Source organism: Rhizobium sp. PEPV16 (genome assembly GCF_008919455.1).
Lineage (GTDB): Bacteria > Pseudomonadota > Alphaproteobacteria > Rhizobiales > Rhizobiaceae > Rhizobium > Rhizobium leguminosarum_Q.
The window spans coordinates 1-25,200 of sequence record NZ_VSZV01000326.1; the positions used below are offsets into that span (position 1 = coordinate 1).

A 25,200-nucleotide genomic window follows, 5' to 3' on the forward strand; every position below is an offset into this window, starting at 1 on the left:
TGGATCGGCAACGACATCATCGTCGAGGCGGTCTCCGACCCCGAGGTCAAGGGCGTGACCTGCCACGTCACCTATTTCGACCGCAGCCTGATCGACCGGTTCAAGAACGGCAATTGGTTCGAGGATCCGTCCAACAATTCCATTGCCTGCCGGCAGACGGGGCCGATCGAGATCGGCAATGTCGACCTGTCCAAGGATGGCAGCGAGGTGTTCCGGCAAGGCATGTCGCTGATATGGAAGACGTTGGTCGTCAACCGTATCTACGACAAGACCAACGACACGCTGATCTATCTCGCCCATTCGCGCGAACTGACCGACGGTTCGGCGAAGATGTCGATCTCGACCATTCCGCTCTATGGGCAGAGCGTCGTCTGGAAGAATGGGAAGCCATGAAGGCCGGGATTCCGGGATCTCTCGCTATCGAGATTAAAGACCCCGCCCCAAACCCCTCCCCACAAGGGGGAGGGGCTTAACTTACCGCACCAGCTTTCCTAATTTTCGATGTTTCGGTAGGAGCGGGGCGGGGCCTCGGGTTAGTCCCTCCCCCTTGTGGGGAGGGGTTGGGGAGGGGTTTTACCCCAAGTCCGAAATCATGCCCGTTTTGCTCGCCACACCAAACAAAAAGGCCCGGACGAGCCGGGCCTTCGAATTCCAGATATGGAGTATACCTCAGGCGGCCTGTGTCAGCTCGTCGGCAATGACCGTGTCGAGGTTCAGGAAGCAGACCATGGTCTTTTCGAGCGCGACGATGCCGCGGCAGAAGGCGCGCTGGGCCTCCGGGATGATTTCCGGCGGCGGCTGCAGGTCTTCGCTCTTGATGGTCATCATGTCGGAAACCTGCTCGACCAGCAGGCCGACCAGCTTGCCGGCGATGTCGGTGACGATGATCGCCGAGCGCTCGGAGGGCTCGGTCATCTTCATGCCGAGGCGGCAGGCCATGTCGATAACGGGGATCACGGCACCGCGCAGGTTGATGAGACCCAAGACGTAGGGCGGGGTGTGCGGCATCGGCGTCACTGGCGCCCAGCCGCGGATTTCGCGGATGGCCATGATGTCGATGCAGAATTCCTGATCGCCCAGGTGGAACGAAACGATTTCGAGATAAGCGCCCGACTGCTTGATGGCGTTATTATTGTTCATGGTCAGAATTCTTCCCAGTTGTCCCCAGCGGGAGAGGCGATGTAGAACCGCCGTTAAATATAGATGTGACGGCTTAAGTCTTTCCTAACGATATGTATTTTCGGATTGCCAGTCGCTCTAGAGGTAAGCTTTTCAAACACATGCATTTTTGATCCGTGCAGATTCCTGGGGGAGGATTTCGTTGCCGTGGCAGTTTCTACCGGTGAGACAATTCAACACGGGTTCGAAAACATATTCTTGAATTGCGCGCCTCCGCTCGAGGCTATAATCACGCCAGCAGGGGCGGGCCGCGCGTCTCCGCCCGGATCGAGGATCATTCCAATGAAGACATTCCGCATCGCCGTCTGGGTCGGTGTCCTGATACTCGCCGGGTTTCTCGGAGCGATCACGCTCAACCTGACGAAGTCGAAGGATGTGGTGGCGGAACCTCCCTTCGGCGTGCCCTTCACCCTGGTCTCCCAGAATGGACAGCCAATCACCGAGGAGGCGCTGCGCGGCAAGCCGACGGCGCTGTTCTTCGGCTTCACCCATTGCCCGGAAGTCTGCCCGACGACGCTGTTCGAGCTGAACGGCTGGATGGAGAAGGTCGATCCGAAGGGCGATAAGCTGCAGGCCTATTTCGTGACCGTCGATCCGGAGCGCGACACGCCCGAGATCATGAACGAATACGTCTCCAATGTTTCCAAGCGCATCACCGGCATTTCAGGTGCGCCTGACAAGATCGCCGAGGTGGTCAAGGGATTCCGCGTCTACGCCAAGAAAGTGCCGGTCGACGAGAAGGATCCGAACGGCGACTATACGATGGATCACACCGCCTCGGTGTTCCTGCTCGATTCGGCCGGGCGGTTTGCCGGAACGATCGCCTATGGCGAAAACCCGGACACGGCGGTAAAGAAGCTGGAGAATCTCGTCAGCAAGGGGTGACAGCTTCAGCGTGATGGGGCGTTGGCTCGACCGGCGGCGGGCAACGGAAACGGGAAAGACCGCCTATCGTGAGTGAAATCCGCCTTTACGTGACGACGACCGAAGCCAAGGCCGAAGAGATCCTCGACCTTCTGAGCGCGGTCTTCGGTGAAGAAGACTTTGCCATCGGCACCACCGAGATCGATGAGAAGAAGGATATCTGGGAAGCCTCGATCTACATGATGGCCGAAGATGAGGCGGAGGTGCATTCCCGGGTCGAGGAGGCATTAAAAGCCTCTTTCCCCGATGCCCGGCTGGAGCGGGAAGTCATCCCCGAGATCGACTGGGTGGTGAAATCACTGGAAGGGCTGAAGCCCGTCAGGGCAGGGCGTTTCCTAGTACATGGCTCGCATGACCGCGATAAGATCCGCCCCGGCGATATTGGCATCGAGATCGATGCCGGCCAGGCTTTCGGCACCGGGCATCACGGCACGACGGCGGGCTGCCTGGAGGTGATCGATGCCGTGGTGCGCTCGCGCCCGGTCCGCAACGCGCTCGATCTCGGCACCGGCAGCGGCGTGCTGGCGATTGCGGTGCGCAAGCTCAGGAACATACCGGTGCTGGCGACCGACATCGATCCGGTCGCGACGAAGGTAGCGACCGAGAACGTGCGCCGCAACGGCATCGCCTCGGGCATCGTCGCCAGGACCGCGCCGGGCTTTCATTCGACGGCCTTTTCCGAGCATGGTCCCTTCGATCTCATCATCGCCAATATTCTCGCTCGGCCGCTGATCCGCATGGCGCCGAAGCTTGCGACGCATCTTGCGCCTGGCGGATCGGTCATTCTCTCCGGCATCCTTGCCGGGCAACGCTGGAAGGTGATCGCCGCCTATAGCGGCGCGAGGCTTCGCCATGTCAGAACCATCTGGCGCAACGGCTGGGTGACGATCCACTTCGATCGCCCCTGATGCGCGTCGCATAGAAGTTGATTCATCCGACGCGGTCAGGTCCTTGTTTTTATACAAGTCATCCCTAAATCGTTGCCCGGTTTTGGGCGGCATGCATCGGATACTAGAACGGCAAAGAAAAAGGCGGTGCCGATGGCACCGCCTTCGACCGGTCTATCCGGTCAATGCCCGCGAGCTCAAGGGGAGGAGCGCTCAAGCGGGCTCTACTGCATTCCAATAGGCCGGTCCGGGAGGGAGGAGACGGACTGGCTTTCAGGCTTAGAACGCGTAGCTGGGGACGCCCTTGTGGCGCGTGGCACGCTGGCCGGCGCCGAGCAGCTTGAGGCTGTCCTCGTTCTGCGGGCGGCGGGCGCCGATCACGTGACGCACGGTCTGGCGTTCGCCAGCCTGCACCGGGCTGCTATATGCGAAGCGCGAGAGAGAGGCGGTCATTTCAAGAATTCCTTTATTACAGGTTCATCGCGAACCGTTCGATGACGCCTATATAGCTATTCTGAAATGCGGAGGCAGAGGGTTTTGTTCATGGGAGCCATGCGGCCAATGCATAAAGCGTGCCAAATTAACTTTTGGCGTCACAGTTCTGTCAAAATGTTGAGCGGTCCCAGGGGTTTCGACTCGTATTGTCGCTTTTTCTCCCCATCGATTGAAATTTCGCTAACATGGCCGGCATCCCATTAACCGGATTCGTCTCAATCATTCGGGTTTCCAGCATGTTCCAGTCCTTCGACGTCACCTCCACGCCGCAATTCGGCAGGGATCGGGTTTCCGCACTGCGCGCCAGTTTCGATTCGCTTGGCATCGACGCCTTCCTCGTGCCGCGCGCCGACGAATTCAACGGTGAATATGTCCCCGCATGTTCGGAGCGCTTGGCATGGCTGACGGGCTTTACCGGCTCGGCCGGCATTGCGCTCATCCTACGCACGCAGGCGATCGTCTTCGTCGACGGACGTTATGTGACGCAGCTTGCCGAACAGGTCGACGGTTCGGTCTTTTCGGGTGGCGATCTCGTCAACGAGCCGCCGCATGTCTGGCTTGCCGCAAACGGAGCCAAGGGCCTGCGGCTCGGCATCGACCCATGGCTGCATGCAGGCGCCGAGGTGCGCCGTTTGGAAAGGGCGCTGTCGGAGATCGGCGGCACGCTGGTCTTCCTGCCGCACAATCCGCTCGACAGGCTTTGGGCCGACCGGCCGGCCGAGCCGCTCGGCGCGGTCAGCATCCAGAACGTCGCGCAGGCCGGCGTGCTGGCCAGAGAGAAGATCGCCACGATCGCCACGGATCTTTCGAAGAAGAACCTTGCGGCGGTGTTGATCGCCGATCCTTCTTCGGTCGCCTGGACCTTCAATATTCGCGGCGCCGATGTGCCGCACACGCCGCATCCGCTGGCGCGCGCCATCATCCATGCCGACGGCCGGGCGGAGATCTTCCTCGACAAGCGCAAGACCGGCATCGAGCCGGAGGCCTATCTCGCGCAGTTCTGCACGCAGCTGCCGCCATCGGCGCTAGAAGAAAAGCTCGCCGCCGTTTCCCGGGATGGCGGCCGCGTGCTGATCGACCCTGACATCGCCGCCTATGCGTTGGCCGAGATCATCCGCAAGGCGGGCGGCGAAGTGGTGGAGGGCGCCGATCCCGCCAAGCTGCCGCGCGCGGTGAAGAACGATGTCGAGATCAACGGCTCAGCCGCCGCGCATCTGCAGGACGGGGCGGCGATGGTGGAATTCCTTTATTGGCTGTCGCAGACGAAACCCGGCACGGTGAGCGAGATCGCTGCTGCCGAGCATCTCGAAGCGGCGCGCGCCCGCGTCGGCCAGAGCATGCAAAACCCGCTGAAGGACATTTCCTTCGATACGATTTCAGGCGCCGGCGAACATGCGGCGATCATGCATTACCGCGTGACGACCGAGACGAACCGGATGATCCAAGCCGGCGAACTCTTCCTGATCGATTCCGGCGCGCAATATATCAACGGGACGACCGACATCACCCGCACCGTTGGCATCGGCACTGTTTCGGAAGAGCATCGGCGCTTCTTCACACTGGTGTTGAAGGGGATGATCGGGATCAGCACGGCGCGTTTCCCGAAGGGCACGCGCGGCTGCGATCTCGATCCGCTGGCGCGCATCGCGCTGTGGCGGGCCGGCGCCGATTTTGCTCACGGCACAGGCCACGGTGTCGGCTCCTACCTCTCGGTGCATGAGGGGCCGCAGCGCATCTCCAGGCTTTCGACGCAGGAACTGCTACCGGGCATGATCCTTTCGAACGAGCCTGGCTATTACCGGCCCGGCAGCTTCGGCATCCGCATCGAGAACCTGATCTATGTGCGCGGCGCCGAAGAGATCGAGGGCGGCGATGCGCCGATGCTCGGATTCGAGACGCTGACCTTCTGCCCGATCGACCGCAGTCTCGTCATTCCCGAGCTTCTGACCCATGACGAGCTGCACTGGTTCAACGACTATCATCGCCGCACATGTGAGGCGCTGATGCCGCTCATCCACGATCACGATGTCAGGGCGTGGCTCGAAAACGCGACGCTGCCGCTGGAATATTGAGAAAGCGGCGTTACAGCCTTGGCCACGCGTAACACCTTGAATTTCTGCGCCGGCTTTCGGGCCGGTGCTCAGGCGCCGATCGAGTGGCGCCAGGTCATCACGACGATCCAGGCGGCGACCAGCATCCATGTATGGCTGAAGCGCAGGCCGATGAAGAGGGCGACGATCAGCGCCAGCTTCGATTCCCAGCCACCGATGAAGAAAGCGGGCGCGACCAGCGTCGTCAACACGGCGGCCGGCACGGCATTCAGCGCCGCCTCCATGCGCGGGGGAATGCTCTTCATTCGGGTGATGAGGATATAGCCGCCGATGCGGGTGGCGAAGGTGGCGGCTGCTGCGGCGAGGATGACGAGCGCCATGTGAAGATCGAATTCCATGGCTCAGACCTCGTGCACTTCGGATTGAATGGCGTCGGCTTCCAGATCCTGCGCTTGCGGCGGCAGCGGCAACAGGGCGGCGAGCACGATGCCAACGGCGGCACCGAGGCTGACATGCCAGGGCGAGCCGACATAGCGGTAGGCGAGCACGGAAGCCACTGCGCTGACGAGCGCCACGGGCAGGAAATTGTCTCGCTTGCGGAAGCCGAGGACGATGCCGAGGAAATAAGCCGGTAGCAGGATGTCGAGGCCGATGGCCTTGGGATCGCCGATGAAGCCGCCGAGCATGCCGCCGGCGATGCTGATCAGCACCCAGGGAATGTAGATGATGATGGCGAAGCCGAAATACCAGGCGAAGGTCAGTTGCCGGCCGGCCTCGGCGCGCTTGACGGCCTCGGCGAATTGCGGATCGACAAGCAGGAAAAAGGTGAAGAATTTCTGCACCGGCGTGAAATGGCCGATGTAACGCGCCAGCGCCGCCGAATAGAGCACGTGGCGGAAATTGACGGCGAGGATCGACAGCACGATCAGCCAGGCGTGAACATTATGACCGAAGAGTTCGATGCCGACCATCTGGCTGGCGCCGGCGTAGACGGTGGCACTCATGAAGGCGGCTTCGGAGAGCGACATGCCGTTTTCGATCGCAAGCGCTCCGAAGAGAGCGCCAAAGGGTGCCGATGCCAGCGCAACGGCGGAGCCGCCCCGCAAACCTTCAACAAAGTCGGCGCGATTCATGTGATCTTTCCTTTTGGAATTCAGGTTTCCCCTTATGGTCTACGGCCTGCGACGGCAATTGAATTTCATTGATTGACCAATCGATTTCGCTGAACCATCAAAGTCCCGATCGCATTCGGCAAAGAGGCAACCATGAAGAAGATCGAATTTTCGAAGGAAGAAAAGGCTGAGATCGTTTCGCGCATCCGCGCTTATTTCGATCGGGAGCTGGATCCCATCGGCGCTTTGCCGGCTGAATTCCTGCTCGACTTCTTCGTCGAGGAGATCGGCCCGTACGTCTACAATCGAGGGCTGAGAGATGCCCAAGCCGCCCTGTTGAAGCGAATGGAAGACATGGCCGAAGATATCCATCTGCTTGAGAGGGAGGAAAAAATTTTAGCGCCTTAGAATCAAACCAGAGCTTTCACTTAACACCAAATTATTTCTGCGCCGATATGGTCGTGACGCTTTCGTTCACCGGGTTGCGTGTTTTTTGGCCGTGATTGTTTCTGCTATCGATGAACCTCGCTCCGCCAAGCTCGGCAAGGCGTTGATCTTTATGGTCTGGCTTGCGCTGGCGTCTGCGCTTTGCTGGTCCGAAACAGTCTGGCGTGACGAGGTTCGTGCTTTGTCACTCGCCCTCCAGGGGGATAATTTCATCGATATGCTTCGCCAGATGCATGGCGAAGGTCATCCTGCTCTTTGGTATATTCTGCTGCGCGCCGCCTATGTCGTGGTCGGCTCACCTGTCGTCCTGAAGGTCGTCGCGCTGACGATTGCGGCGGCGGCGGCCTATCTTCTTGTTTTCAGGCTGAAATTGCCGCTTTCCATCATACTGCTTTCGCTGTTCAGCAGTTTTTCGATTTTCGACTACGCCGCGATGTCGCGAAATTACGGCATCAGCATGCTGGTGATTTTTCTTATCGTCCTGAATTGGGAGAAAGGAACACGAAACGGGCTATTGCTCGGCCTGTTGTTTGCCTTGCTGGCAAATACCAACGTCCATTCGGTCGTGCTCGTCGGCGGCTTCCTCGCCTATTGGTTTTTCGATCTGCTTCTGGCGCGACCACGGCGTCCTTTGACGGGATATCGGCCCTTTGCGACAGCTGCCGCCATTGCCGCGGTTGGAATTATTCTATGTTTCGTAACGGTCTATCCAACCTTCAATGATACGGGACAGAACGATCTCAGTGGCAAGAATTTCGTTTTGCTTGCCCTCGGTGCGCTTACCGTGCCCAGTTCTCATTTTATGGCATTCTATCCCAACCGGATCCTTGAATTGGTCTTGGCATATCCGTTGGCCTCCCATATTTTCGCAGCGTTGATGTCCGTGCTCATCTACGCCAGCCTGTTGGCGCTGGCGAACCGGCGGCCGGCGATGATCGCAGCCGGACTGGTTCTCTTAGGGCTTTCGCTGCTTTTTACGCTTGTCTATCCGGGCGGATACAGACATCAAGCGCTCTGGCTGGTTTTCATGATCGCGATCATCGCCTTGACCAGACATACTCAGCACGAGGGGGCGGGCGCTGCGGGCATCGAGGCTGCTGGCGGCATCGTAAGGTTCGGCCGCCTGTGCTTCCTGATATTGCTGGCGCTACAGGTCGTGTCCGGTATCGAAAAGGTCAATCAGGCCTTCATAGCCGAAGTACCCCTCAGCCGAAGCAAGGATTTCGGTGCGTTCATGCAATCGCGCCCTGATCTCAAGGACGCAGTCATCATGGCGGATCCCGACTATCTCGTGGAAGCCTTGCCCTATTACGTCTCCAATCGCACCTATCTCCTGCGGGAGGAGCGGTTCGGCGCCATCGTGCGATATACCCGGAACGCGCGGCTTTCGCTCAGCCTTGCCGATATCCTCCAATCAGGACGCCGATTGCAGCAGAGTGAGCGGGTGCCTGTCATCATTCTTCTCTCGCAGCGGCTCGATCGCATCACCGCTCCCGTCTCGTTGCGTGAAAGCTACGTATGGCGGCTGTCTCTGACGCCAGAGGAGATTTCGGCTTTCCAAAGCGCGACAGAGTTCGTCAAAAGCTTCGGTGCGGTTGCTGGAAGCGATGAGACCTACGACGCCTATGTCTTGAAATAAGAAGCCAGACAGCTGCCTGCCTAGCCTCCGCTCTTTCGCTCGCCCGCGCTTTCTCAGCTCTCGCGCTTCATCCGCTCCCGGCGTGCGAGTTCGGCCTGCGAGGGCTCGGCCATCGCGAAGCTGCCGGTTTCGACCTCGCCGGCGCGCTCGTAGACGCTCATGATGACGCCGGTCGTCGATACCGAGTTGGCCGTGAGCTTCAGTGCCTCCGGCCTGGCGCCCTTGCCGAACAAGCGCTTCCCGGAGCCAAGGATGAGCGGGAAGGTCAGGAGCCGGAGTTCATCGATCAGGTCGTGCGCCAGCAGGGTTTGCAGCAGGCCGCTGCTGCCCTGCGTCAGGAGGTCGGGACCGTCCTGCTGCTTCAGTCGGGCGATTTCGGCGGCGGCATCGCCGCGCAGCGCAACGGAATTTTCCCAGGTGAGCGGCTCGGCGGAAGTGGTCGCGACATATTTGGTCGCAGCATTGAAGGCTTTTCCGATGGGATCGTCTTTGCCGACGAAGGGCCAGTGCGCCGCAAAGATCTCGTAGGTCTTGCGGCCGAGCACCAGCGCGAAGGGGTCGGTAAAAATCCCGTCCATGAAACCGCCCATCGACTCGTCCCAGTAATTGACGGTCCAGCCGCCAAGGGTGAAGCCTCCGGTCGGATCCTCCTGCGGCGCGCCCGGCGCTTGCATGACGCCATCCAAGCTCACGAAGGCTGCGGTAACAAGCTTTCTCATCTCTCAACTCCCATGATTGGTGTGTTCAGAGCCAAGGACGAATGGACCTGTGCCGATCCGACATCCGCCACATTGCCTTTTGGCGCTGATCTCAATCAGCCGACCAAGACCTTGGCGCTGTCGATGATCGCGATGCCATGCGCCCGCATTTCCTCTATGGCGGCGGCGACGCCTTCGGGCGTGATGCCGCGGCTTGCATCCTCGATGAAGCGCACGCGGACACCGGGCATCATTTCCAGTGCGTCGAGCGCGGAGAACCTGACGCAATAGTCGGTCGCCAGCCCGCAGACGTCGAGGTCGGTGACGCCCTGATCCTCGAGGAAATCGGAAAGGCCGGTCGTGGCATCGCGGTCATTGTCGCGGAAGGCCGAATAACTATCGATATCAGGATCCTCGCCCTTCTGCTGGATCAGGTCGATCTCTTCGGATTTGAGCTCGGGGTGCAGTTCGGCATCGAGCGTACCCTGAATGCAGTGATCAGGCCACATCATCTGCGGCTTACCCGAAAGTTCTCCCATCTCGAAGGGGGCGGCACCGGGATGGGCGGAGGCGAAGCTGCCGTGGCCCGGCGGATGCCAGTCCTGCGAGGCGACGATCAGATCGTATTTGCCGCTGTCGATCAGTCTGTTTGCGACGGGAACAACCTTGTCGCCCTCCGGCACCGGTAGATTGCCGCCCGGACAGAAGCCGTTTTGAATGTCGACGAGCAGCAGCGCTTTCATCAAGGCCAATCCCTTCGCTTTATTGCAGTGTAAGACGCCAAGCACACCGAATGGATCAACTAGTGGATTTCCAGGCGCGGACGCGCAAGTGTTAATTCTGGCACTAGCGGTAGTAAGTCACCAAAACAGAGCGCTCTAATACGATCATTGCGAGAGTTGACGGGGCGATCGGTGTCTGAGCGCGATTAAATCCATGCCGGTGTTGACCCAAAATTGCCGTAACGCAGTGCGGACGAGCTATGGGCGGAGTGCCCGGGCTTGCGCGGCTGCGGCATTTCGTCTGCTTTCTGCGAGAGGTGACGTCAGGCCGACCTTGCTCCGGGTCATGATTTCTGCCTTTCTAACCCTTGGAAGCAAGCCGGAAGCAAAGCCATGTCAGAGCCGGATCCCGACGAAAAGATCGATGCGACGTTTCGCAACGGCTCGCTGACGGCGGCCGGGATCATCCTTGGCTTCTCGCTCAATTTCATCAGTGTCTGGGTTTCCAATCCCAATGACTGGAGCCGCATCGATATCCTGCCGATGCTGTTCCTGACCGTGGGCATCGCCATCCAGGTGAAGGTCTTTGCCGATTTGCTGGCGCGGGACTCCCTCTTCGCCGCGAAATATGATCGGTCGCGCCGGCTCTTTCTGATCGGGTTGGGAATCGTCGCCGCGGGCATGGGTGTTGCGCTTGTCAACGATATTCTCGGGCTTGGAAGGATGCGGATGCTTGGGTGAGCGCTGCTGACGCGAGGTCACACGCGCTCGACAAATCCGTCCAGCACCCGCTTCTGTCCCGCCCGGTCGAACTCGATCGTCAGCTTGTTGCCTTCGATGCCAGTGATGTTGCCGTTGCCGAATTTCAGGTGGAACACGCGATCGCCGAGGGTGAATCTCGACGGTTCCGACGAGGTCGATTTCGCCACCAGCTCGCCTTCGATGGTGCGCCCCTTCGGGCCGCTTTCGCCATAGCCGATGCGTTCGACGGCGTGGCCGGAGCGGGTGCCCCAATTGTCGCGTGTGGCGTCGGTCTTGTTGGCCTGGGCGCGTTTCCAGCCGGGAGTGGAATAGGAGTTGGCGAAGGGTTCGGCCTTGTCGAAGCGGGACTGGCCGTAGCCGCCGCGGCCATACCCGCCGTAGCTCTGCTCCATTTCGGCGACCTCGACATGGGTTTCCGGCAGTTCGTCGAGGAAACGTGAGGGCAGGGTCGATTGCCAGAGGCCATGGATGCGGCGGTTGGAGACGAACCAGATGTGGCAGCGGTGCTTGGCGCGGGTGATGCCGACATAGGCGAGGCGGCGTTCCTCCTCCAGGCCGGCGCGGCCGCTCTCATCCAGCGAGCGCTGGTGCGGGAAGAGGCCTTCCTCCCAGCCTGGCAGGAAGACGGTGTCGAATTCCAGGCCCTTGGCCGAGTGCAGCGTCATGATCGAGACGGCGTCGAGGTTCTCGTTGGTCTCGGCATCCATCACCAGGGAGACGTGTTCGAGGAAGCCGCGCATCGACTCGAAGCTTTCCATCGAGCGGATCAGTTCCTTGAGGTTTTCGAGGCGGCCGGGGGCTTCAGCGCTCTTGTCGTTCTTCCACATGTCGGTATAGCCGGACTCTTCGAGGATCTGCTCGGCAAGTTCGGTATGCGGCGTGTTTTCAAGCAGTTCCTGCCATCGGCGGAAAGATTGAATCACGTCGAAGAGGGCTTTTCGCGCCTTCGGCTTCAGCTCGTCCGTCTCGATGATGTCGACTGCTGCCGCAAGCATCGGGATATCCCGGGCACGGGCATAGTCGTGCAGCGCCCGCACCGTCGTGTCGCCGAGGCCGCGCTTCGGGGTGTTGATGATGCGTTCGAAAGCGAGGTCGTCAGAGGCTTGAGCAACCAGGCGGAAATAGGCCATGGCATCGCGGATTTCGAGGCGCTCATAGAAGCGCGGGCCGCCGATGACGCGATAGTTGAGGCCGAGGGTGACGAAGCGGTCTTCGAATTCGCGCATCTGGAAGGAGGCGCGCACGAGGATCGCCATGTCGTTCAAGAGATGCTTGCCGCGCTGGAGCTGCTCGATCTCCTCGCCGATGGCGCGGGCTTCCTCCTCCGAATCCCAGGAGGCATGGACCTGCACCTTGACGTCGTTCGGATCGGAGCGGTCGGTGAACAGCGTCTTGCCGAGGCGGCCCTCATTATGGGCGATCAGATGGGCGGCGGCCCCGAGGATATGTTCGGTCGAGCGGTAGTTGCGCTCGAGCTTGATCACCTTGGCGCCGGGGAAATCCTTTTCGAAGCGCAGGATATTGTCGACCTCCGCGCCGCGCCAGCCATAGATCGACTGATCGTCGTCGCCGACGCAGCAGACGTTCTGCGGCTCGCCCTTGGGGCGCTGGGCGAGAAGCCTGAGCCACATGTACTGGGCCGTGTTAGTATCCTGATACTCGTCGACGAGGATATAGCGGAAGCGGCCGTGATATTCCTTCAAGAGATCCGGGTTCTTGCGGAAGATCGCGATCGGATGCATCAGCAGGTCGCCGAAGTCGCAGGCGTTCAGCGTCGTCAAGCGCGCCTGATAGGCAAAATAGAGATCGCGGCCGCGGCCATTGGCAAAGGCGCGGGCGTCGCCTTCGGGGATATCGGCGGGGCCGAGGCCTTTGTTCTTCCAGGTGTCGATCATGCCGGCGAACTGCTTGGCCGGCCAGCGTTTATCGTCGAGGCCTTCGGCCTGGATGATCTGCTTGATCAGGCGGACGACGTCGTCAGTATCGAGAATGGTGAAATCGGAGCGCAGGCCGACAAGCTCGCCGTGGCGGCGCAGAAGTTTGACGCCGATCGAATGGAAGGTGCCGAGCCAGGGCATGCCTTCGACGGCGCCACCGACCAGCAACGCGATACGCTCCTTCATCTCGCGGGCCGCCTTGTTGGTGAAGGTGACGGCGAGGATCTGCGAGGGGAAGGCGCGGCCGGTATTGAGGATATGGGCGATGCGGGTCGTCAGTACACGGGTCTTGCCGGTGCCGGCGCCGGCGAGCACGAGGACCGGGCCTTCCAACGTTTCGACGGCTTCGGTCTGCTCGGGGTTCAGCCCGGCGAGATAATCCGGCCGCTTGCCGCCGTCGCGAGCCGCCATGGCGCGGGCGGCGATACCGCCACCGGCGGCGGGCGCCCTTTCGGCGGGCGTGGCAGGCGGCTGCGGCTTGCGCGCCATCTCGCCCGGCTCTTCGTCGAAGAAGGGCATATCGTCGAAACTATTGCTCATGGCGCGTAATGTAGTGATTCGGGAAGGAAAGACCAGAAAAGATGTTCTGCTTTCATTCCCGAGCCGGCGCTATTCCAAGCGGTATGTTGCGGGCGGCAATGCCGCGGCCGAGCCCGGCTGTGGTCGCCATGCGGGCGGGCGGAGCTAAAATTTCGATCGCGGCGTGTCGGAACTGGTGCCGGTGGGGCGTCCTTGGGTCATCGGACAGCAGTCCGGATCAACACCCATCAACAAGGAGGCCGTTTCATGCCGAAGGTCGTTTCAAATCTCTGGTTCGCCGAGGAAGCGCGCGAAGCCGTCGAATTCTACGTGTCTGTTATCCCGGACTCCAGGATCGGCCGCACCACCATATTGCCGGCGGAAACGCCGAGCGGGCCTCCCGGCAGCGTCGAGCTGATCGAGTTCACGCTCGCCGACCAGGCCTTCCTGGCCATGAAGGCCGGCCCGCTCGATAGTTTCAACCATTCCTTCTCGATTGCGATTCTCGTGGAAAACCAAGCCGAGATCGATCGGATATGGGAGGCATTCCTCGCCAATGGCGGCACGCCGGAGGCGTGCGGCTGGCTGAAGGACCGCTGGGGCCTTTCCTGGCAGATCGTGCCGCGCGTGCTTTCCGAGATGATCGCCGACAGCAATCGCGAGCGGGCCAAGCGCGTAACCGAAGTGATGCTCGGCATGGTCAAAATCGATGTCGCTGCGCTCCAGGATGCGTTCAACGGCTGAGAGGCCTGCGGAGACATGATAGCAATATCCGGCGCATGATCGTCATGCGCCCATTTCTCTAAGAATATCCCAAATTTTCGAGCGTCATATGGTCCGTCGCACATCGATATTCACCGATCGAAGCGGGCTCGCCGCCTGCCAATCGCTGATTTTCGAGATCGAATCACGGGCGACATTGCACACCTTTTTCATCTTTCTGTCACGTCGTGAAATGTGCTGATACCGCGATGGCGTTTTTCTCAACTATACTGACCGACAGTTTCGTACAGTAATTAAAGAACCGGTGGATGCACAATTTCGTGCATTGCTAGAAACGGCCGGTGAGCGTGGAATAACCGACGAAACTATTGATTCTCAGGAACGTCATGGCCATCTCGATGGTTATAAGGACACCTGAAGCCTGTGGCATTAACCTTGAATGGAGGGCCCATGCTGAGCGAATCCGTATTTGATGCGTTCACCCGCAGTTATGATGCGCGTCGCGAGACCGATATGTCGATCTCGGAGTATCTCGATCTTTGCAAAAAGGAACCGCTTGCCTATGCCAATGCGACCGAGCGCCTGCTCGCCGCGATAGGCGAGCCGCAGATGGTCGACACCGCCAGGGACACCCGCCTCGGCCGGATCTTCATGAACCGGACCATTCGGATCTATCCGGCCTTTGCCGGCTTCCACGGCATGGAAGAGACAATCGAACGCATCGTTTCCTTCTTCCGGCACGCGGCGCAGGGGCTCGAGGAGCGCAAGCAGATCCTCTATCTGCTCGGCCCGGTCGGCGGCGGCAAGTCATCGCTGGCGGAGCGGCTGAAGCTGCTGATGGAGGTTCATCCGATCTACGTGCTGAAGGCCGGTGACGAGGTCAGCCCCGTTTTCGAAAGTCCGCTCAACCTCTTCGACCCGGACACAATGGGATCGCTCCTGCAGGAGCAATACGGCATTCCCCTGCGGCGCCTGAGCGGACTGATGAGCCCGTGGTGCCTAAAGCGGCTCGACGACTTCGGAGGCGATATTTCCCGCTTCCGCGTCGTCAGAGTACAGCCTTCGCGGTTGCGCCAGATCGCCATCGCCAAGACCGAGCCTGGAGATGAGAACAATCAGGATATCTCGTCGCTGGTCGGCAAGGTCGACATCCGAAAGCTGGAGACCTATTCCCAGAACGATCCCGATGCCTACAGCTATTCGGGCGGCCTCAACCGCGCCAATCAGGGCGTGCTCGAATTCGTCGAAATGTTCAAGGCGCCGATCAAGATGCTGCATCCGCTGCTGACGGCGACGCAGGAGGGGAACTATATCGGCTCCGAGAATATTGGCGCCATACCCTTCTCCGGCATCGTCCTTGCGCATTCGAACGAGGCGGAATGGCAGACCTTCAAGGCCAACAAGAACAACGAAGCGTTCATCGACCGTATTTGCGTGATCAAGGTGCCCTACTGCCTGCGCGTGACGGAGGAGCAGAAGATTTACGAGAAGCTGATCGAGGGATCGGAACTCGCCGATGCGCCATGCGCCCCGGCAACGCTCGAAATGCTGGCCCGCTTCTCCGTGCTTTCACGCCTGCGCAAGCATGAGAATTCGACATACTTCTCGAAGATGCGCACCTATGACGGTGAAAGCCTGAAGGAGACGGATCCGCGGGCCCGCAGTGTCCAGGAATATCGGGACGCTGCCGGCATCGACGAGGGCATGGACGGCATATCGACCCGCTTCGCCTTCAAGGTGCTCGCCTCCACTTTCAATCACGACACCACGGATATCGGCGCCGATCCCGTTCATCTGATGTATGTGCTGGAGCAGTCGATCCGCCGCGAGCAGTTTTCCGACGATGTCGAGAAGCGATATCTGGAATTCATCAAGGCCGATCTTGCGCCGCGTTACGCAGAGTTCATTGGCAATGAGATTCAGAAGGCCTATCTTGAGTCCTATGCGGATTACGGACAGAATCTGTTCGACCGCTACGTGGACTATGCCGATGCCTGGATCGAAGACGTGGACTTCAAGGATCCCGATACCGGCCAGCTTCTCGACCGCGAGCTCCTCAACCAGGAACTGACGAAAATCGAAAAGCCGGCGGGGATCGCCAATCCGAAGGATTTCCGCAACGAAATCGTCAAGTTCTGCTTGAGATCGCGGGCAGCCAACGGCGGAAAGAATCCGTCATGGACGAGCTACGAGAAAATCCGGGAAGTCATCGAAAAGCGAATGTTCTCGCAGGTCGAAGATCTTTTGCCGGTCATTTCCTTCGGATCGAAGAAGGATTCCGAAACGGAAAAGAAGCACAGCGAATTCGTCTCGCGCATGGCCGCGCGGGGTTACACGGAGAGGCAGGTTCGGCGCCTCGTCGAATGGTACATGCGCGTCAAACAGGCAAGTTAATGTGGAGCCAATATGCACATTGTCGACCGTCGGCTAAATCCGCGCGGTAAAAGTCTGGAAAATCGGCAACGGTTTCTTCGGCGCATGAAAGGCGCCGTGCAGCAGGCGGTAAAGCGTTCTCTGCAAAACCGGAACATTCGCGATGTGCTCGACGGCGGGGAAATCAGCCTGCCGATCGATGGAATGGCCGAGCCGAACTTGAGAAAGGGCGACGGCGGCATCCGCGACCATATCCTGCCTGGAAACAGGGCCTTCGTCGAAGGCGACATTCTTCCGCGCCCGCCGGGGAGCAGGGGCGGAAAACCCAAGGATGCGGGTGAGGGCGACGGCGAGGACGGCTTCCGCTTCGTGCTGACGCGCGAGGAATTCCTCGATGTGTTCCTGGACGATCTGGAACTGCCCGACCTTGCCAAGCGGCGCCTGGCCGAAACCGAGGAGGAAACTCCGTTCCGTGCCGGTTATTCCGTGTCGGGATCGCCGTCCAACATTGCCGTCGGTCGCACGACCAGGCTCGCGATGATGCGCCGTGTCGCGCTTCACCGTCCGCGCCGCGAAGAAATCGAAGCCCTGCAGCGGCAGATCGAGGAATGCGAGGACGACGAGAGCCGGCTGGCGCTTGAGGCAAAACTCAAATCCTTGACGGAAAAAAGCCGGCGCATTCCCTACATCGATCCGCTCGACGTGCGGTATCGCCGCTTCGAAAACGAGCCGAAGCCTGTGGCGAAGGCGGTGATGTTCTGCTTGATGGACGTCTCCGGTTCCATGTCGGAACACATGAAGGATCTGGCGAAGCGGTTCTATCTGCTGCTCTACCTTTTCCTGTCGAAGCGCTACAAGAAAGTGGAGATCGTCTTCATCCGCCATACCGACAAGGCCGAGGAAGTCGACGAGGAAACCTTCTTCTATGGCCCGGCAACGGGCGGCACGCTGGTTTCCAGTGCGCTAGCGGCAATGCGGGCGATCATCGCGGCGCGTTTCGATCCGGCGGAATGGAATATCTATGGCGCCCAGGCTTCGGACGGCGACAACGCCCATTCGGACGGGAACCTGAGCGGACAGCTGCTGCGCGAGATTTTGCCGCTGTGCCAGTATTTCGCCTATATCGAAGTCGGCGAAGAAGGCGGTGACTCCTCGGTATCCCGCTCGCCGCTTTGGATGCTCTATGACGGGATCCGTTCTGAACTGCAGCCGCTTTCAATGCGCAAGGTCTGCCGGCGAAACGAAATATTCCCTGTTTTCCACGATCTCTTCCAGAAACGTGACGCACAGTCGAAGGTGACGCCATGACCATGACGATGAGGCCACCAGAGCGGCTATTGTTCGAGGGGGCCGACTGGGACTTTTCAACGCTCCAGCGCATTCACGACGCCTGCGAGGAGATCGCGCTCGGCGAACTCGGCCTCGACGTCTATCCGAACCAGATCGAAGTCATCACCTCGGAGCAGATGCTCGATGCCTATTCCTCGACCGGCATGCCGCTCTTCTACCGCCATTGGTCCTTCGGCAAACACTTTGCGCATCACGAAACCTTCTACCGCCGCGGGATGCGCGACCTCGCCTATGAGATCGTCATCAATAGCTCTCCCTGCATTTCCTACCTGATGGAGGAAAACACGGCGACGATGCAGACGCTCGTCACCGCGCATGCGGCCTTCGGCCACAACCACTTCTTCAAGAACAACTATCTCTTCAAGCTCTGGACCGATGCCGAGGGCATCCTCGATTACCTCGATTTCGCCAAGGGTTATATCACCCGCTGCGAGGAACGTTACGGCGAGGCGGCCGTCGAGCGCACGCTGGACGCAGCCCATGCGCTGATGTCGCACGGGGTGCATCGATACGCGGGCAAGACCACCATCGATCTTCGCCAGGAGGAGAAGCGGCAGCAGGAGCGCCGCGCCCACGAGGAGCAGATGTTCAACGACCTGTGGCGTACGGTTCCCGTCGGCAAGGCGCGGAAGGCGGGCGACAGCGGCCTGGAAAAGCGCCGCGCCGCCCTCGGGCTTCCTCAGGACAACATCCTATACTTTCTGGAAAAGTCGGCGCCGCGGCTGCAGCCGTGGCAGCGCGAGATCCTTCGCATCGTCCGCCATGTCGCGCAATATTTTCATCCCCAGCGGCAGACCAAGGTAATGAATGAGGGAACCGCCACCTTCGTCCACTACCAGATCATGAACCGGCTTCACGAGCGGGGGCAGATCAGCGACGGAAACTTCCTCGAATTCCTGAAGTCGCACGCCAACGTCGTGTTCCAGCCGAGCTATGACGACCGGCGGTTCTCGGGCTTCAATCCCTATGCGCTTGGCTTTGCGATGATGCAGGACATCGAGAGGATCGTCACGACGCCGACGGAAGAGGACCGCGCATGGTTTCCCGATATCGCCGGACGAGGCGATGCGATGGCGGTCCTGCGCGACATCTGGGCCAATTACCGGGACGAGAGCTTCATCAGCCAGTTTCTGAGCCCGAACCTGATCCGGCAGTTGCGACTGTTCCATCTCTACGACGATCCGGAACAGACCGAGGGTGTACTGGTTTCGGCGATTCATAATGAGCGCGGATATTTGCGCATCCGCCGCCAGCTCTCCCGCGAATATGATATCGGCTGGACCGATCCGGCAATCGATATCGTCGATGTCGACCTCGCCGGCGACCGTCGACTGTTGCTGCAGCACATCGTCATGAATGGCTGCTATCTTCAGGAAAATGACACGAAACTCGTCCTGCAGCATCTCGCCGATCTCTGGGGCTATGACGTGTTGCTTCAGGAAATCGACAGTTCTAGCACGGTGGCGAGAGAACACACGGCGAGCCCGCGCAAGATCGTTCAATAATCAGCCGTTGTGATGACGGGCGATGATGAACAATTGTCGGTGGCAACAAGCACAAAGGCTTAGTAGTTTGCCGCCGTTGCATCGCCCACTTGATCTCGACCAGTTTCGGCCTTTGTAGCGATCTTTCCCGGGGCGGATAGCGCGGAGACGAGAGACAATGAGTGAAACGCGGCGCAAGCTGACGACGATCTTCTGTGCTGACGTGCAGGACTATACGCGGCTGATGGGGGCTGATGAGGAGGGGACTCTTGCGAGCCTGAAGCGCTGCCGGGAAGCGATGGGGCGCCTGATCGAAAGCCATAGCGGCCGCGTCGTCAATACCTGGGGCGACGGGCTGATCGCCGATTTCCCGAGCGTGGTTGAGGCCGTGCGGGCGGCCGTTGACACACAGAACGAACTCGCCGGCTTCAATGCCGACCGCCCGACCGACGGTCGCATGCTCTTCCGCATCGGCATCAATCTCGGCGACGTGATCGTCGAGGGCGACGACATCTATGGTGACGGTGTCAACATCGCCGCGCGGCTGCAGGCGTCGGCTGCGGCCGGCGGCATCGTTATATCAAGTACCGTTTACGATCAGGTCCGCAACAAGGTAGCTGTTGGTTTCGAGTTTCTCGGGCCGCTGATGGTGAAGAACGTCGATGAGGGCGTGCCGAGCTACGCGGTAAAGATCGGCGATACCAGGGACGAGACGCCCTCTGCAGAACGATCCGGCTCCGCGCCGCCGCAGCCGGCGCCGGTTATGGCGGCCGCTAAGGCCGAGACAACCCCAGCACCGGGCGGACGCAGGCTGTATGGCGTGCTCGGCGTCATCGCCGCCGCCCTGATCGGTATCAATCTGCTGTCGTGGCAGGGCGTCTTCTGGGCGCGTTTTCCGGTGCTCGCGCTTGCCGTCGTCGCGGCGCTCGCCTGGAACCGCGACCAGACACGGTTCAATCGCAAGATCACCCTGCTGGCGATTCTGGCGCTCGGCCTAGCCGGCATCAACCTCTTCACCTGGACGGGGCAGTTCTGGGCGATTTGGCCGATACTGGGCATTGCGGCCGTGATGGGCCTGCGGTGGTCGATGCGCCGATAGTCATCCAACCCGCATCCTCAGGGATTTTGTACGGTATCTTGCCCGACAATTGGCGGGAACAAAGACACGGGCGAGTGTTCATTCAAGCAAAAGTGAGCGGCCGGGTTATTTCCATTCTTTGTTGATATTACAAATCGGTAATGCCGGCTGCTTATGCTTGCCGGTAAGCTGCAAACGCGCGATATTGTCGCATCAGACGGGAATCTCGATCCCGCAGCGCCTCTTTCGACCGACCCTGGTCCAACCTCGAGTCCCTCCGGAGACGTGAATGGCCTTTTGGAAGCAGTTTGTACTTTCGCTCATCGTCATTATTGCCGGCTTTGCCGCGTGGGTTTTCTTCGTGCCCGGCGCTGGCGATACGATGCGCGATGCAGGCATTCCAGACGGCATCGTTTCCAAGATCGCCCCGAAGGCCGAGGAGACGGCCGATGCCGACGCTCTGGTCCGGGCGCAAGGGCAGCAGCGTGGTGAGGGGCAGGGACAGGGGAACCGCCGCAATGGCGGCGGGCGCAACAACACCATTCTCGTCGCGACGCAGGCGGTCGTCCAGGGTATCGTCAACGACCGGCTGAACGCCATCGGCACGGGTGATGCGATCCGTTCGGTCGCGGTCACGCCGCAGGCATCGGGCACGATCCGCGAAATCCTCATCAAGTCGGGCGACAGGGTGAAGGCCGGCCAGGTGCTCGCCAAGCTCGACAGCGAGGAGCAGGTGATCGCCCGCGGCCAGGCTGATGTGGCGGTCAAGGCCGCCGTCGAGAAGTCCAATCTCTATCACAACATCAAGTCCAGCGTGTCGCGCATGGACGTGTTCGATTCGGAGATCGCCGAGCAGGGCGCGCGGCTGCAGCTGCAGGCCGCCGAGCTCAATCTCGCCCGACGCAACATCACCGCGCCGATCGACGGCATCGTCGGCATCGTGCCGGTCAATATCGGCGACAACGTCACGACGAGCATCCCGATCGTCACGCTCGACGACCGTTCGGAAATCCTAGTCGACTTTTGGGTACCTGAGAGGTTCGCCAATACGGTTGAGGTCGGCCAGCCTGTCGAGGCGATGTCGGTCGCAAGGCCCGGGCAGGTGTTCTCTGGGGTGATTGAGGCGGTCGACAATCGCATTGATGCGGCGAGCCGTACGTTGCGCCTGCGCGCCAAGATTGACAACTCATCGGACGAGCTGCGTGCGGGCATGTCCTTCAGCGTCAGCATGAAATTCCCCGGAGACAAATATCCGGCGGTCGATCCGCAGTCCGTACAGTGGGATTCGCAAGGGTCCTTCGTCTGGCAGGTTACGAACGACAAGTCGCATAAGGTGCGGGTCAGCATCGTGCAGCGTAACCCGGATTTCGTGCTCGTCAAAGCCGATCTCAAGGATGGCGACGTGATCGTCACACAGGGACTGCAGCGCGTGCGTGAGGGTGGGGCGGTGCGTGTGAGCGCCGATGTCGCCGCGACTGCGGAGGTCGCCACGCAATGAACGTGACCGAGATTCATCAGGACAGGGCGTCGGGCAAGCAGAGCTTCACTGCACTTTTCGTTCGCCGGCCGATCCTGGCGCTGGTGTTCAACACGCTGATGGTCGTTGCCGGCCTTGCCGCCTATGTCGGCGTCGAGGTGCGCGAACTGCCCGATGTCGACCGTCCCGTCGTCACCGTGCGCACCACCTTCGACGGCGCATCGCCGCAGACGATCGACCAGGAACTGACCAAGGTGATCGAGGGGGCGGTCGCGCGCGTCAGCGGCCTGAAATCGATTTCGTCGACCTCGTCCTTCGGTCAGAGCCGGGTGACGCTGGAATTCTCGGATGCGATCGATCTCTCGGTCGCCGCCAACGACGTGCGCGACGCGATCGGCCGCATTACCCAGAACCTGCCCGACGAAGCGGATGCGCCGCAGATCGTCAAGGCGGATTCGGATTCCTCGGCGATCATGCGCCTTGCCGTCACCTCCACCAATCTCAACATGGACGATCTGACCCAGCTCGTCGAAAACGAGGTGATCGATCGCCTCGCCTCCGTCGACGGGGTTGCCGACGTCGAGGAATATGGCGACCAGGAGAAGGTCTTCCGCGTCGATGTCGACCAGGGGGCTCTTGCCAGCCGCGGGCTGACCATCGGTGACCTGACGAAGGCACTCGACAATGCCGCACTCGACGTGCCGGCCGGCTCGCTGAAGAGCAATACGCAGGATATCGTGGTGCGTGCGACTGCCAACCTGCAGACCCCGGCCGATTTTTCCAACGTCATCCTGCAGGACCGCGTCAGGCTCGGCGACGTCGCGACAGTGATGCTTGGACCACGCGACGGCGAAACGGCGCTGCGCTCCAACGGCAAGCCGGGCATCGGTCTCGGCATCATCCGCCAGGCACAGTCGAATACGCTGAACATATCGACCGGCATCAAGGCGGCCGTCGACCAATTGTCGAAGACGCTGCCCGAGGGCACGACGATCGCCATCACCAGCGACGACGCCGTCTTCATCCAGGGTGCGATCCACGAAGTGGTGCTGGCGCTGGTGCTCGCCGCCGTCATCGTCACCGCCGTCATCTACCTCTTCCTGCGCGACTGGCGGGCGACACTGATCCCGGCGGTCAGCATGCCGGTGGCGCTGATCGGCACGCTGGCGGCGATCTACATGGTCGGCTTCTCGATCAACATCCTGACGCTGCTCGCGATCGTGCTGGCGACCGGCCTCGTCGTCGACGATGCGATCGTGGTGCTCGAAAATATCGTACGCCGGCGCTCCGAAGGCATGGGGCCGCGCGCTGCCGCCGTGCTCGGAACGCGCGAGGTGTTCTTCGCCGTCATCGCCACGACGGCGACGCTGGCGGCGGTGTTCATTCCGCTCTCATTCTTGCCGGGACAGGTCGGTGGCCTCTTCCGCGAATTCGGCTTCGTGCTCGCCTTCTCGGTCGGACTGTCGTCGATCGTGGCGCTGACGCTGTGTCCGATGCTCGCCTCGCGCATGCTGACCAAGCCGATGATCGAGGATCACGGCGCGCTCGGCCGCTTCGGCGGGGCGCTTGCCGATCTCTACAAATGGGCGCTGCACGGCTGTCTCAACGCGCCCTTCGTCGTCATCCTGTTCTCGGTGATCTTTGCCGGCGCGGCGCTCGTCGCTTTCTCGACGGTGAAGAGCGAGCTGACGCCAGAAGAGGACCGGTCGCTGGTGATGATGCGGCTGACGACGCCGCAGGGATCGAGCCTCGAATATACCCGCGACAAGATGCAGCTCGTCGAGGAATATCTGCAGCCGCTGGTCGACAGCGGCAACATCCGCAATATCTTCTCGATCTCCGGCCAGGGCGGTTCGCTGAACAGCGGCTTCATGGTGCTGACGCTCGCCCCCTGGGGAGAGCGTGACAGGACGCAGACGGAGATCGTCGGCGATATCAACCAGGCAGCCTCCAGGGTGCCGGCCCTGCGCGGCAATGCTATTTCCTCGAACAGCCTTCGCATCCGCGGCGCCGGCAGTGGTCTGCAGATGGCGCTGATCGGCAATGATCACGAGGCGCTGACGGCGGCGGCCGCCAAGCTGGTTCAGTCGCTCGAGGCCACCGGCCAGTATGATACGCCGCGCCTGACCAACGAGCCCAGCCAGGCGCAGGTATCGGTGGCGATCGATCGCGAGCGCGCCTCGGATCTCGGCATCGACATAACCGGGCTTTCGACGGCAATCCAATCGCTGCTCGAAGGGCGCTCGGTGGTCGACGTCTTCGTCGACGGCGAATCCTATCCCGTGCTTCTGACCTCGACGACGCGGCCGATCGACGATCCGACCGACCTCGAGAACGTGTTCCTGAAAACCGGCGACGGCAAGATCGTGCCGATGTCGGTCATCGCCACGATGAAGGAAGGTTCGGTCGCGCCGCAGCTCAACCGTGAGCAGCAGCTCGCCTCCGTCGCGATCACCGCCGGCCTCAGGAACGGCATGTCGCTCGGCGATGCCGTCAGCCAAGTGACTGATCTCGCCGAGCCGCTGCTGCCGCCAGGCTCCCGCCTGCTGCCACTGGCCGAGGCGGCGACGCTCGAAGAGAATTCGAGCGGCATGGCGCTGACCTTCGGTTTCGCCATCGTCATCATTTTCCTGGTGCTGGCCGCGCAGTTCGAAAGCGTGCTGTCCTCGCTGATCATCATGTCGACGGTGCCGCTTGGTCTTGCCTGCGCCGTCTTCGCACTTGTTATCACCGGCTCCAGCCTCAACATCTACAGCCAGATCGGCCTGGTGCTGCTCGTCGGCGTCATGGCGAAGAACGGTATCCTGATCGTCGAATTCGCCAATCAGCTGCGTGACCGGGGCGAGGATGTGCGGTCCTCTATCGAGAAGGCCTGCGCGCTGCGCCTTCGTCCCGTGATGATGACGATGATCGCCACCATCCTCGGCGGTGTACCGCTGGTGTTTGCGCATGGCGCCGGTGCGGAAGCGCGCATCGCGCTCGGCTGGGTGATCGTCGGCGGTCTCGGTTTCGCGACGCTGGTGACGCTGTTCATCACGCCGGTCGCCTATCTGCTGCTTGCCCGCTTCGCCAAGCCGCACGCCCACGAGGAAGCGCGCCTGCACGAAGAGATGTCGGTCGCCACACGGCCGCGCGCCGCACCCGACGACGAGCAGCTGCAGGCTGCCGAATAAGGTTTTTTCCGATTACGAAACGCCGCCGGTCAACCTCGTCCGGCTGCGTTTCTTATGGTGTCTGAAACCTTGCCAAATTAGCTAAATTACTTCTGAAGTTTAGTCGTTTGTTAAGCATAAACGGCAATGATTGTGACCAGTAACCGACCGGTCTTCTTCGTTTCTTGAAG

At 60.6% G+C, this 25,200-nt stretch carries 21 protein-coding genes; 14 read left to right on the forward strand and 7 right to left on the reverse strand.

All coding sequences use genetic code 11. The annotated features are described in order from the left end of the window. Window positions 1-393 (forward strand): CreA family protein (locus tag FY112_RS21780; protein WP_151519268.1); only part of this gene is annotated, 393 nt, incomplete at its 5' end. A gap of 276 nt (window positions 394-669) precedes the next feature. Here the strand turns inward: FY112_RS21780 and FY112_RS21785 are convergent. Beyond that, complete coding sequence (locus tag FY112_RS21785) at window positions 670-1,140, reverse strand: chemotaxis protein CheW (RefSeq protein ID WP_003541378.1); 471 nt, start codon at window positions 1,138-1,140, stop codon at window positions 670-672. A gap of 321 nt (window positions 1,141-1,461) precedes the next feature. On the opposite strand from FY112_RS21785, the gene FY112_RS21790 reads away from it, so the two are divergent. Both FY112_RS21790 and FY112_RS21795 read left to right on the forward strand, forming a co-directional pair. Beyond that, entirely contained in the window at window positions 1,462-2,064 is a 603-nt protein-coding gene (locus FY112_RS21790; protein ID WP_026158768.1) for an SCO family protein, read from the forward strand. Window positions 2,065-2,132: 68 nt separating this feature from the next. Next, window positions 2,133-3,011, forward strand: a complete 879-nt coding sequence (locus tag FY112_RS21795; RefSeq protein WP_017961280.1) for a 50S ribosomal protein L11 methyltransferase — start codon at window positions 2,133-2,135, stop codon at window positions 3,009-3,011. Window positions 3,012-3,269: 258 nt separating this feature from the next. Here the strand turns inward: FY112_RS21795 and FY112_RS36880 are convergent, their stop codons facing one another. Beyond that, the gene (locus FY112_RS36880) at window positions 3,270-3,443 is read right to left on the reverse strand and encodes a hypothetical protein (protein ID WP_165504192.1); all 174 of its coding nucleotides are present in this window, start codon (window positions 3,441-3,443) and stop codon (window positions 3,270-3,272) included. A 278-nt stretch (window positions 3,444-3,721) separates the two neighbouring features. On the opposite strand from FY112_RS36880, the gene FY112_RS21800 reads away from it, so the two are divergent. Then, window positions 3,722-5,557 carry an aminopeptidase P family protein gene (locus FY112_RS21800; protein ID WP_043294738.1) on the forward strand — a complete coding sequence of 612 codons (1,836 nt, stop codon included), beginning with the start codon at window positions 3,722-3,724 and terminating at the stop codon, window positions 5,555-5,557. Window positions 5,558-5,625: 68 nt separating this feature from the next. On the opposite strand, the gene FY112_RS21805 is transcribed toward FY112_RS21800, so the two are convergent. Next, window positions 5,626-5,934 (reverse strand): AzlD family protein, encoded by a 309-nt coding sequence (locus FY112_RS21805; RefSeq protein ID WP_017961278.1) that lies wholly within the window; start codon window positions 5,932-5,934, stop codon window positions 5,626-5,628. A gap of 3 nt (window positions 5,935-5,937) precedes the next feature. After that, complete coding sequence (locus tag FY112_RS21810) at window positions 5,938-6,669, reverse strand: AzlC family ABC transporter permease (RefSeq protein ID WP_017961277.1); 732 nt, start codon at window positions 6,667-6,669, stop codon at window positions 5,938-5,940. 132 nt (window positions 6,670-6,801) lie between these two features. On the opposite strand from FY112_RS21810, the gene FY112_RS21815 reads away from it, so the two are divergent. Next, window positions 6,802-7,056, forward strand: a complete 255-nt coding sequence (locus FY112_RS21815) for a DUF2164 domain-containing protein (protein ID WP_017961276.1) — start codon at window positions 6,802-6,804, stop codon at window positions 7,054-7,056. 85 nt (window positions 7,057-7,141) lie between these two features. Next, on the forward strand, window positions 7,142-8,734 hold the full coding sequence (locus FY112_RS21820; RefSeq protein WP_131628493.1) for a hypothetical protein: 1,593 nt from the start codon (window positions 7,142-7,144) through the stop codon (window positions 8,732-8,734). A 53-nt stretch (window positions 8,735-8,787) separates the two neighbouring features. Here FY112_RS21820 and FY112_RS21825 read toward each other — a convergent pair whose 3' ends face one another. Together FY112_RS21825 and pncA are read right to left on the reverse strand one after the other, a co-directional pair. Continuing rightward, window positions 8,788-9,453 carry a dihydrofolate reductase family protein gene (locus tag FY112_RS21825; RefSeq protein WP_131628492.1) on the reverse strand — a complete coding sequence of 222 codons (666 nt, stop codon included), beginning with the start codon at window positions 9,451-9,453 and terminating at the stop codon, window positions 8,788-8,790. Between the two features lie 95 nt (window positions 9,454-9,548). Beyond that, window positions 9,549-10,175, reverse strand: a complete 627-nt coding sequence (gene pncA / locus FY112_RS21830; protein ID WP_131628491.1) for a bifunctional nicotinamidase/pyrazinamidase — start codon at window positions 10,173-10,175, stop codon at window positions 9,549-9,551. Window positions 10,176-10,547: 372 nt separating this feature from the next. Here pncA and FY112_RS21835 point away from each other — a divergent pair, with 372 nt between their 5' ends. Beyond that, a complete protein-coding gene (locus FY112_RS21835) occupies window positions 10,548-10,895 on the forward strand; it encodes a hypothetical protein (protein WP_027664282.1) in 348 nt (115 codons plus the stop codon). Window positions 10,896-10,912: 17 nt separating this feature from the next. On the opposite strand, the gene FY112_RS21840 is transcribed toward FY112_RS21835, so the two are convergent. Next, a complete protein-coding gene (locus FY112_RS21840) occupies window positions 10,913-13,393 on the reverse strand; it encodes a UvrD-helicase domain-containing protein (RefSeq protein WP_131628490.1) in 2,481 nt (826 codons plus the stop codon). Between the two features lie 246 nt (window positions 13,394-13,639). On the opposite strand from FY112_RS21840, the gene FY112_RS21845 reads away from it, so the two are divergent. The 7 genes from FY112_RS21845 to FY112_RS21875 all read left to right on the forward strand — a co-directional run bounded on the left by FY112_RS21845 (window position 13,640) and on the right by FY112_RS21875 (window position 25,030). Beyond that, the gene (locus tag FY112_RS21845) at window positions 13,640-14,116 is read left to right on the forward strand and encodes a VOC family protein (protein ID WP_131628489.1); all 477 of its coding nucleotides are present in this window, start codon (window positions 13,640-13,642) and stop codon (window positions 14,114-14,116) included. A 429-nt stretch (window positions 14,117-14,545) separates the two neighbouring features. Further along, complete coding sequence (locus FY112_RS21850) at window positions 14,546-16,489, forward strand: PrkA family serine protein kinase (RefSeq protein ID WP_017961269.1); 1,944 nt, start codon at window positions 14,546-14,548, stop codon at window positions 16,487-16,489. A gap of 12 nt (window positions 16,490-16,501) precedes the next feature. Continuing rightward, on the forward strand, window positions 16,502-17,776 hold the full coding sequence (locus FY112_RS21855; RefSeq protein WP_017961268.1) for a YeaH/YhbH family protein: 1,275 nt from the start codon (window positions 16,502-16,504) through the stop codon (window positions 17,774-17,776). Continuing rightward, complete coding sequence (locus FY112_RS21860) at window positions 17,773-19,323, forward strand: SpoVR family protein (RefSeq protein WP_131628488.1); 1,551 nt, start codon at window positions 17,773-17,775, stop codon at window positions 19,321-19,323. Before FY112_RS21855 ends, FY112_RS21860 begins: the two co-directional genes overlap by 4 nt. Before the next feature lie 157 nt (window positions 19,324-19,480). After that, a complete protein-coding gene (locus tag FY112_RS21865; protein ID WP_131628487.1) occupies window positions 19,481-20,401 on the forward strand; it encodes an adenylate/guanylate cyclase domain-containing protein in 921 nt (306 codons plus the stop codon). 268 nt (window positions 20,402-20,669) lie between these two features. After that, entirely contained in the window at window positions 20,670-21,878 is a 1,209-nt protein-coding gene (locus FY112_RS21870; protein WP_017961265.1) for an efflux RND transporter periplasmic adaptor subunit, read from the forward strand. Beyond that, window positions 21,875-25,030 (forward strand): efflux RND transporter permease subunit, encoded by a 3,156-nt coding sequence (locus FY112_RS21875; RefSeq protein WP_151519269.1) that lies wholly within the window; start codon window positions 21,875-21,877, stop codon window positions 25,028-25,030. The genes FY112_RS21870 and FY112_RS21875 overlap by 4 nt, the downstream gene beginning before the upstream one ends. The last annotated feature ends 170 nt before the right edge of the window (window positions 25,031-25,200 follow it).

What these genes read in the sequence shown, in the direction of transcription:
- FY112_RS21785 (WP_003541378.1), bottom strand. Translation starts at nt 1,140, where the DNA reads ATGAACAATAATAACGCCATCAAGCAGTCGGGCGCTTATCTCGAAATC.
- FY112_RS21790 (WP_026158768.1), top strand. Translation starts at nt 1,462, where the DNA reads ATGAAGACATTCCGCATCGCCGTCTGGGTCGGTGTCCTGATACTCGCC.
- FY112_RS36880 (WP_165504192.1), bottom strand. Translation starts at nt 3,443, where the DNA reads ATGACCGCCTCTCTCTCGCGCTTCGCATATAGCAGCCCGGTGCAGGCT.
- FY112_RS21800 (WP_043294738.1), top strand. Translation starts at nt 3,722, where the DNA reads ATGTTCCAGTCCTTCGACGTCACCTCCACGCCGCAATTCGGCAGGGAT.
- FY112_RS21805 (WP_017961278.1), bottom strand. Translation starts at nt 5,934, where the DNA reads ATGGAATTCGATCTTCACATGGCGCTCGTCATCCTCGCCGCAGCAGCC.
- FY112_RS21810 (WP_017961277.1), bottom strand. Translation starts at nt 6,669, where the DNA reads ATGAATCGCGCCGACTTTGTTGAAGGTTTGCGGGGCGGCTCCGCCGTT.
- FY112_RS21815 (WP_017961276.1), top strand. Translation starts at nt 6,802, where the DNA reads ATGAAGAAGATCGAATTTTCGAAGGAAGAAAAGGCTGAGATCGTTTCG.
- FY112_RS21825 (WP_131628492.1), bottom strand. Translation starts at nt 9,453, where the DNA reads ATGAGAAAGCTTGTTACCGCAGCCTTCGTGAGCTTGGATGGCGTCATG.
- pncA (WP_131628491.1), bottom strand. Translation starts at nt 10,175, where the DNA reads ATGAAAGCGCTGCTGCTCGTCGACATTCAAAACGGCTTCTGTCCGGGC.
- FY112_RS21835 (WP_027664282.1), top strand. Translation starts at nt 10,548, where the DNA reads ATGTCAGAGCCGGATCCCGACGAAAAGATCGATGCGACGTTTCGCAAC.
- FY112_RS21840 (WP_131628490.1), bottom strand. Translation starts at nt 13,393, where the DNA reads ATGAGCAATAGTTTCGACGATATGCCCTTCTTCGACGAAGAGCCGGGC.
- FY112_RS21845 (WP_131628489.1), top strand. Translation starts at nt 13,640, where the DNA reads ATGCCGAAGGTCGTTTCAAATCTCTGGTTCGCCGAGGAAGCGCGCGAA.
- FY112_RS21850 (WP_017961269.1), top strand. Translation starts at nt 14,546, where the DNA reads ATGCTGAGCGAATCCGTATTTGATGCGTTCACCCGCAGTTATGATGCG.
- FY112_RS21855 (WP_017961268.1), top strand. Translation starts at nt 16,502, where the DNA reads ATGCACATTGTCGACCGTCGGCTAAATCCGCGCGGTAAAAGTCTGGAA.
- FY112_RS21860 (WP_131628488.1), top strand. Translation starts at nt 17,773, where the DNA reads ATGACCATGACGATGAGGCCACCAGAGCGGCTATTGTTCGAGGGGGCC.
- FY112_RS21865 (WP_131628487.1), top strand. Translation starts at nt 19,481, where the DNA reads ATGAGTGAAACGCGGCGCAAGCTGACGACGATCTTCTGTGCTGACGTG.
- FY112_RS21870 (WP_017961265.1), top strand. Translation starts at nt 20,670, where the DNA reads ATGGCCTTTTGGAAGCAGTTTGTACTTTCGCTCATCGTCATTATTGCC.
- FY112_RS21875 (WP_151519269.1), top strand. Translation starts at nt 21,875, where the DNA reads ATGAACGTGACCGAGATTCATCAGGACAGGGCGTCGGGCAAGCAGAGC.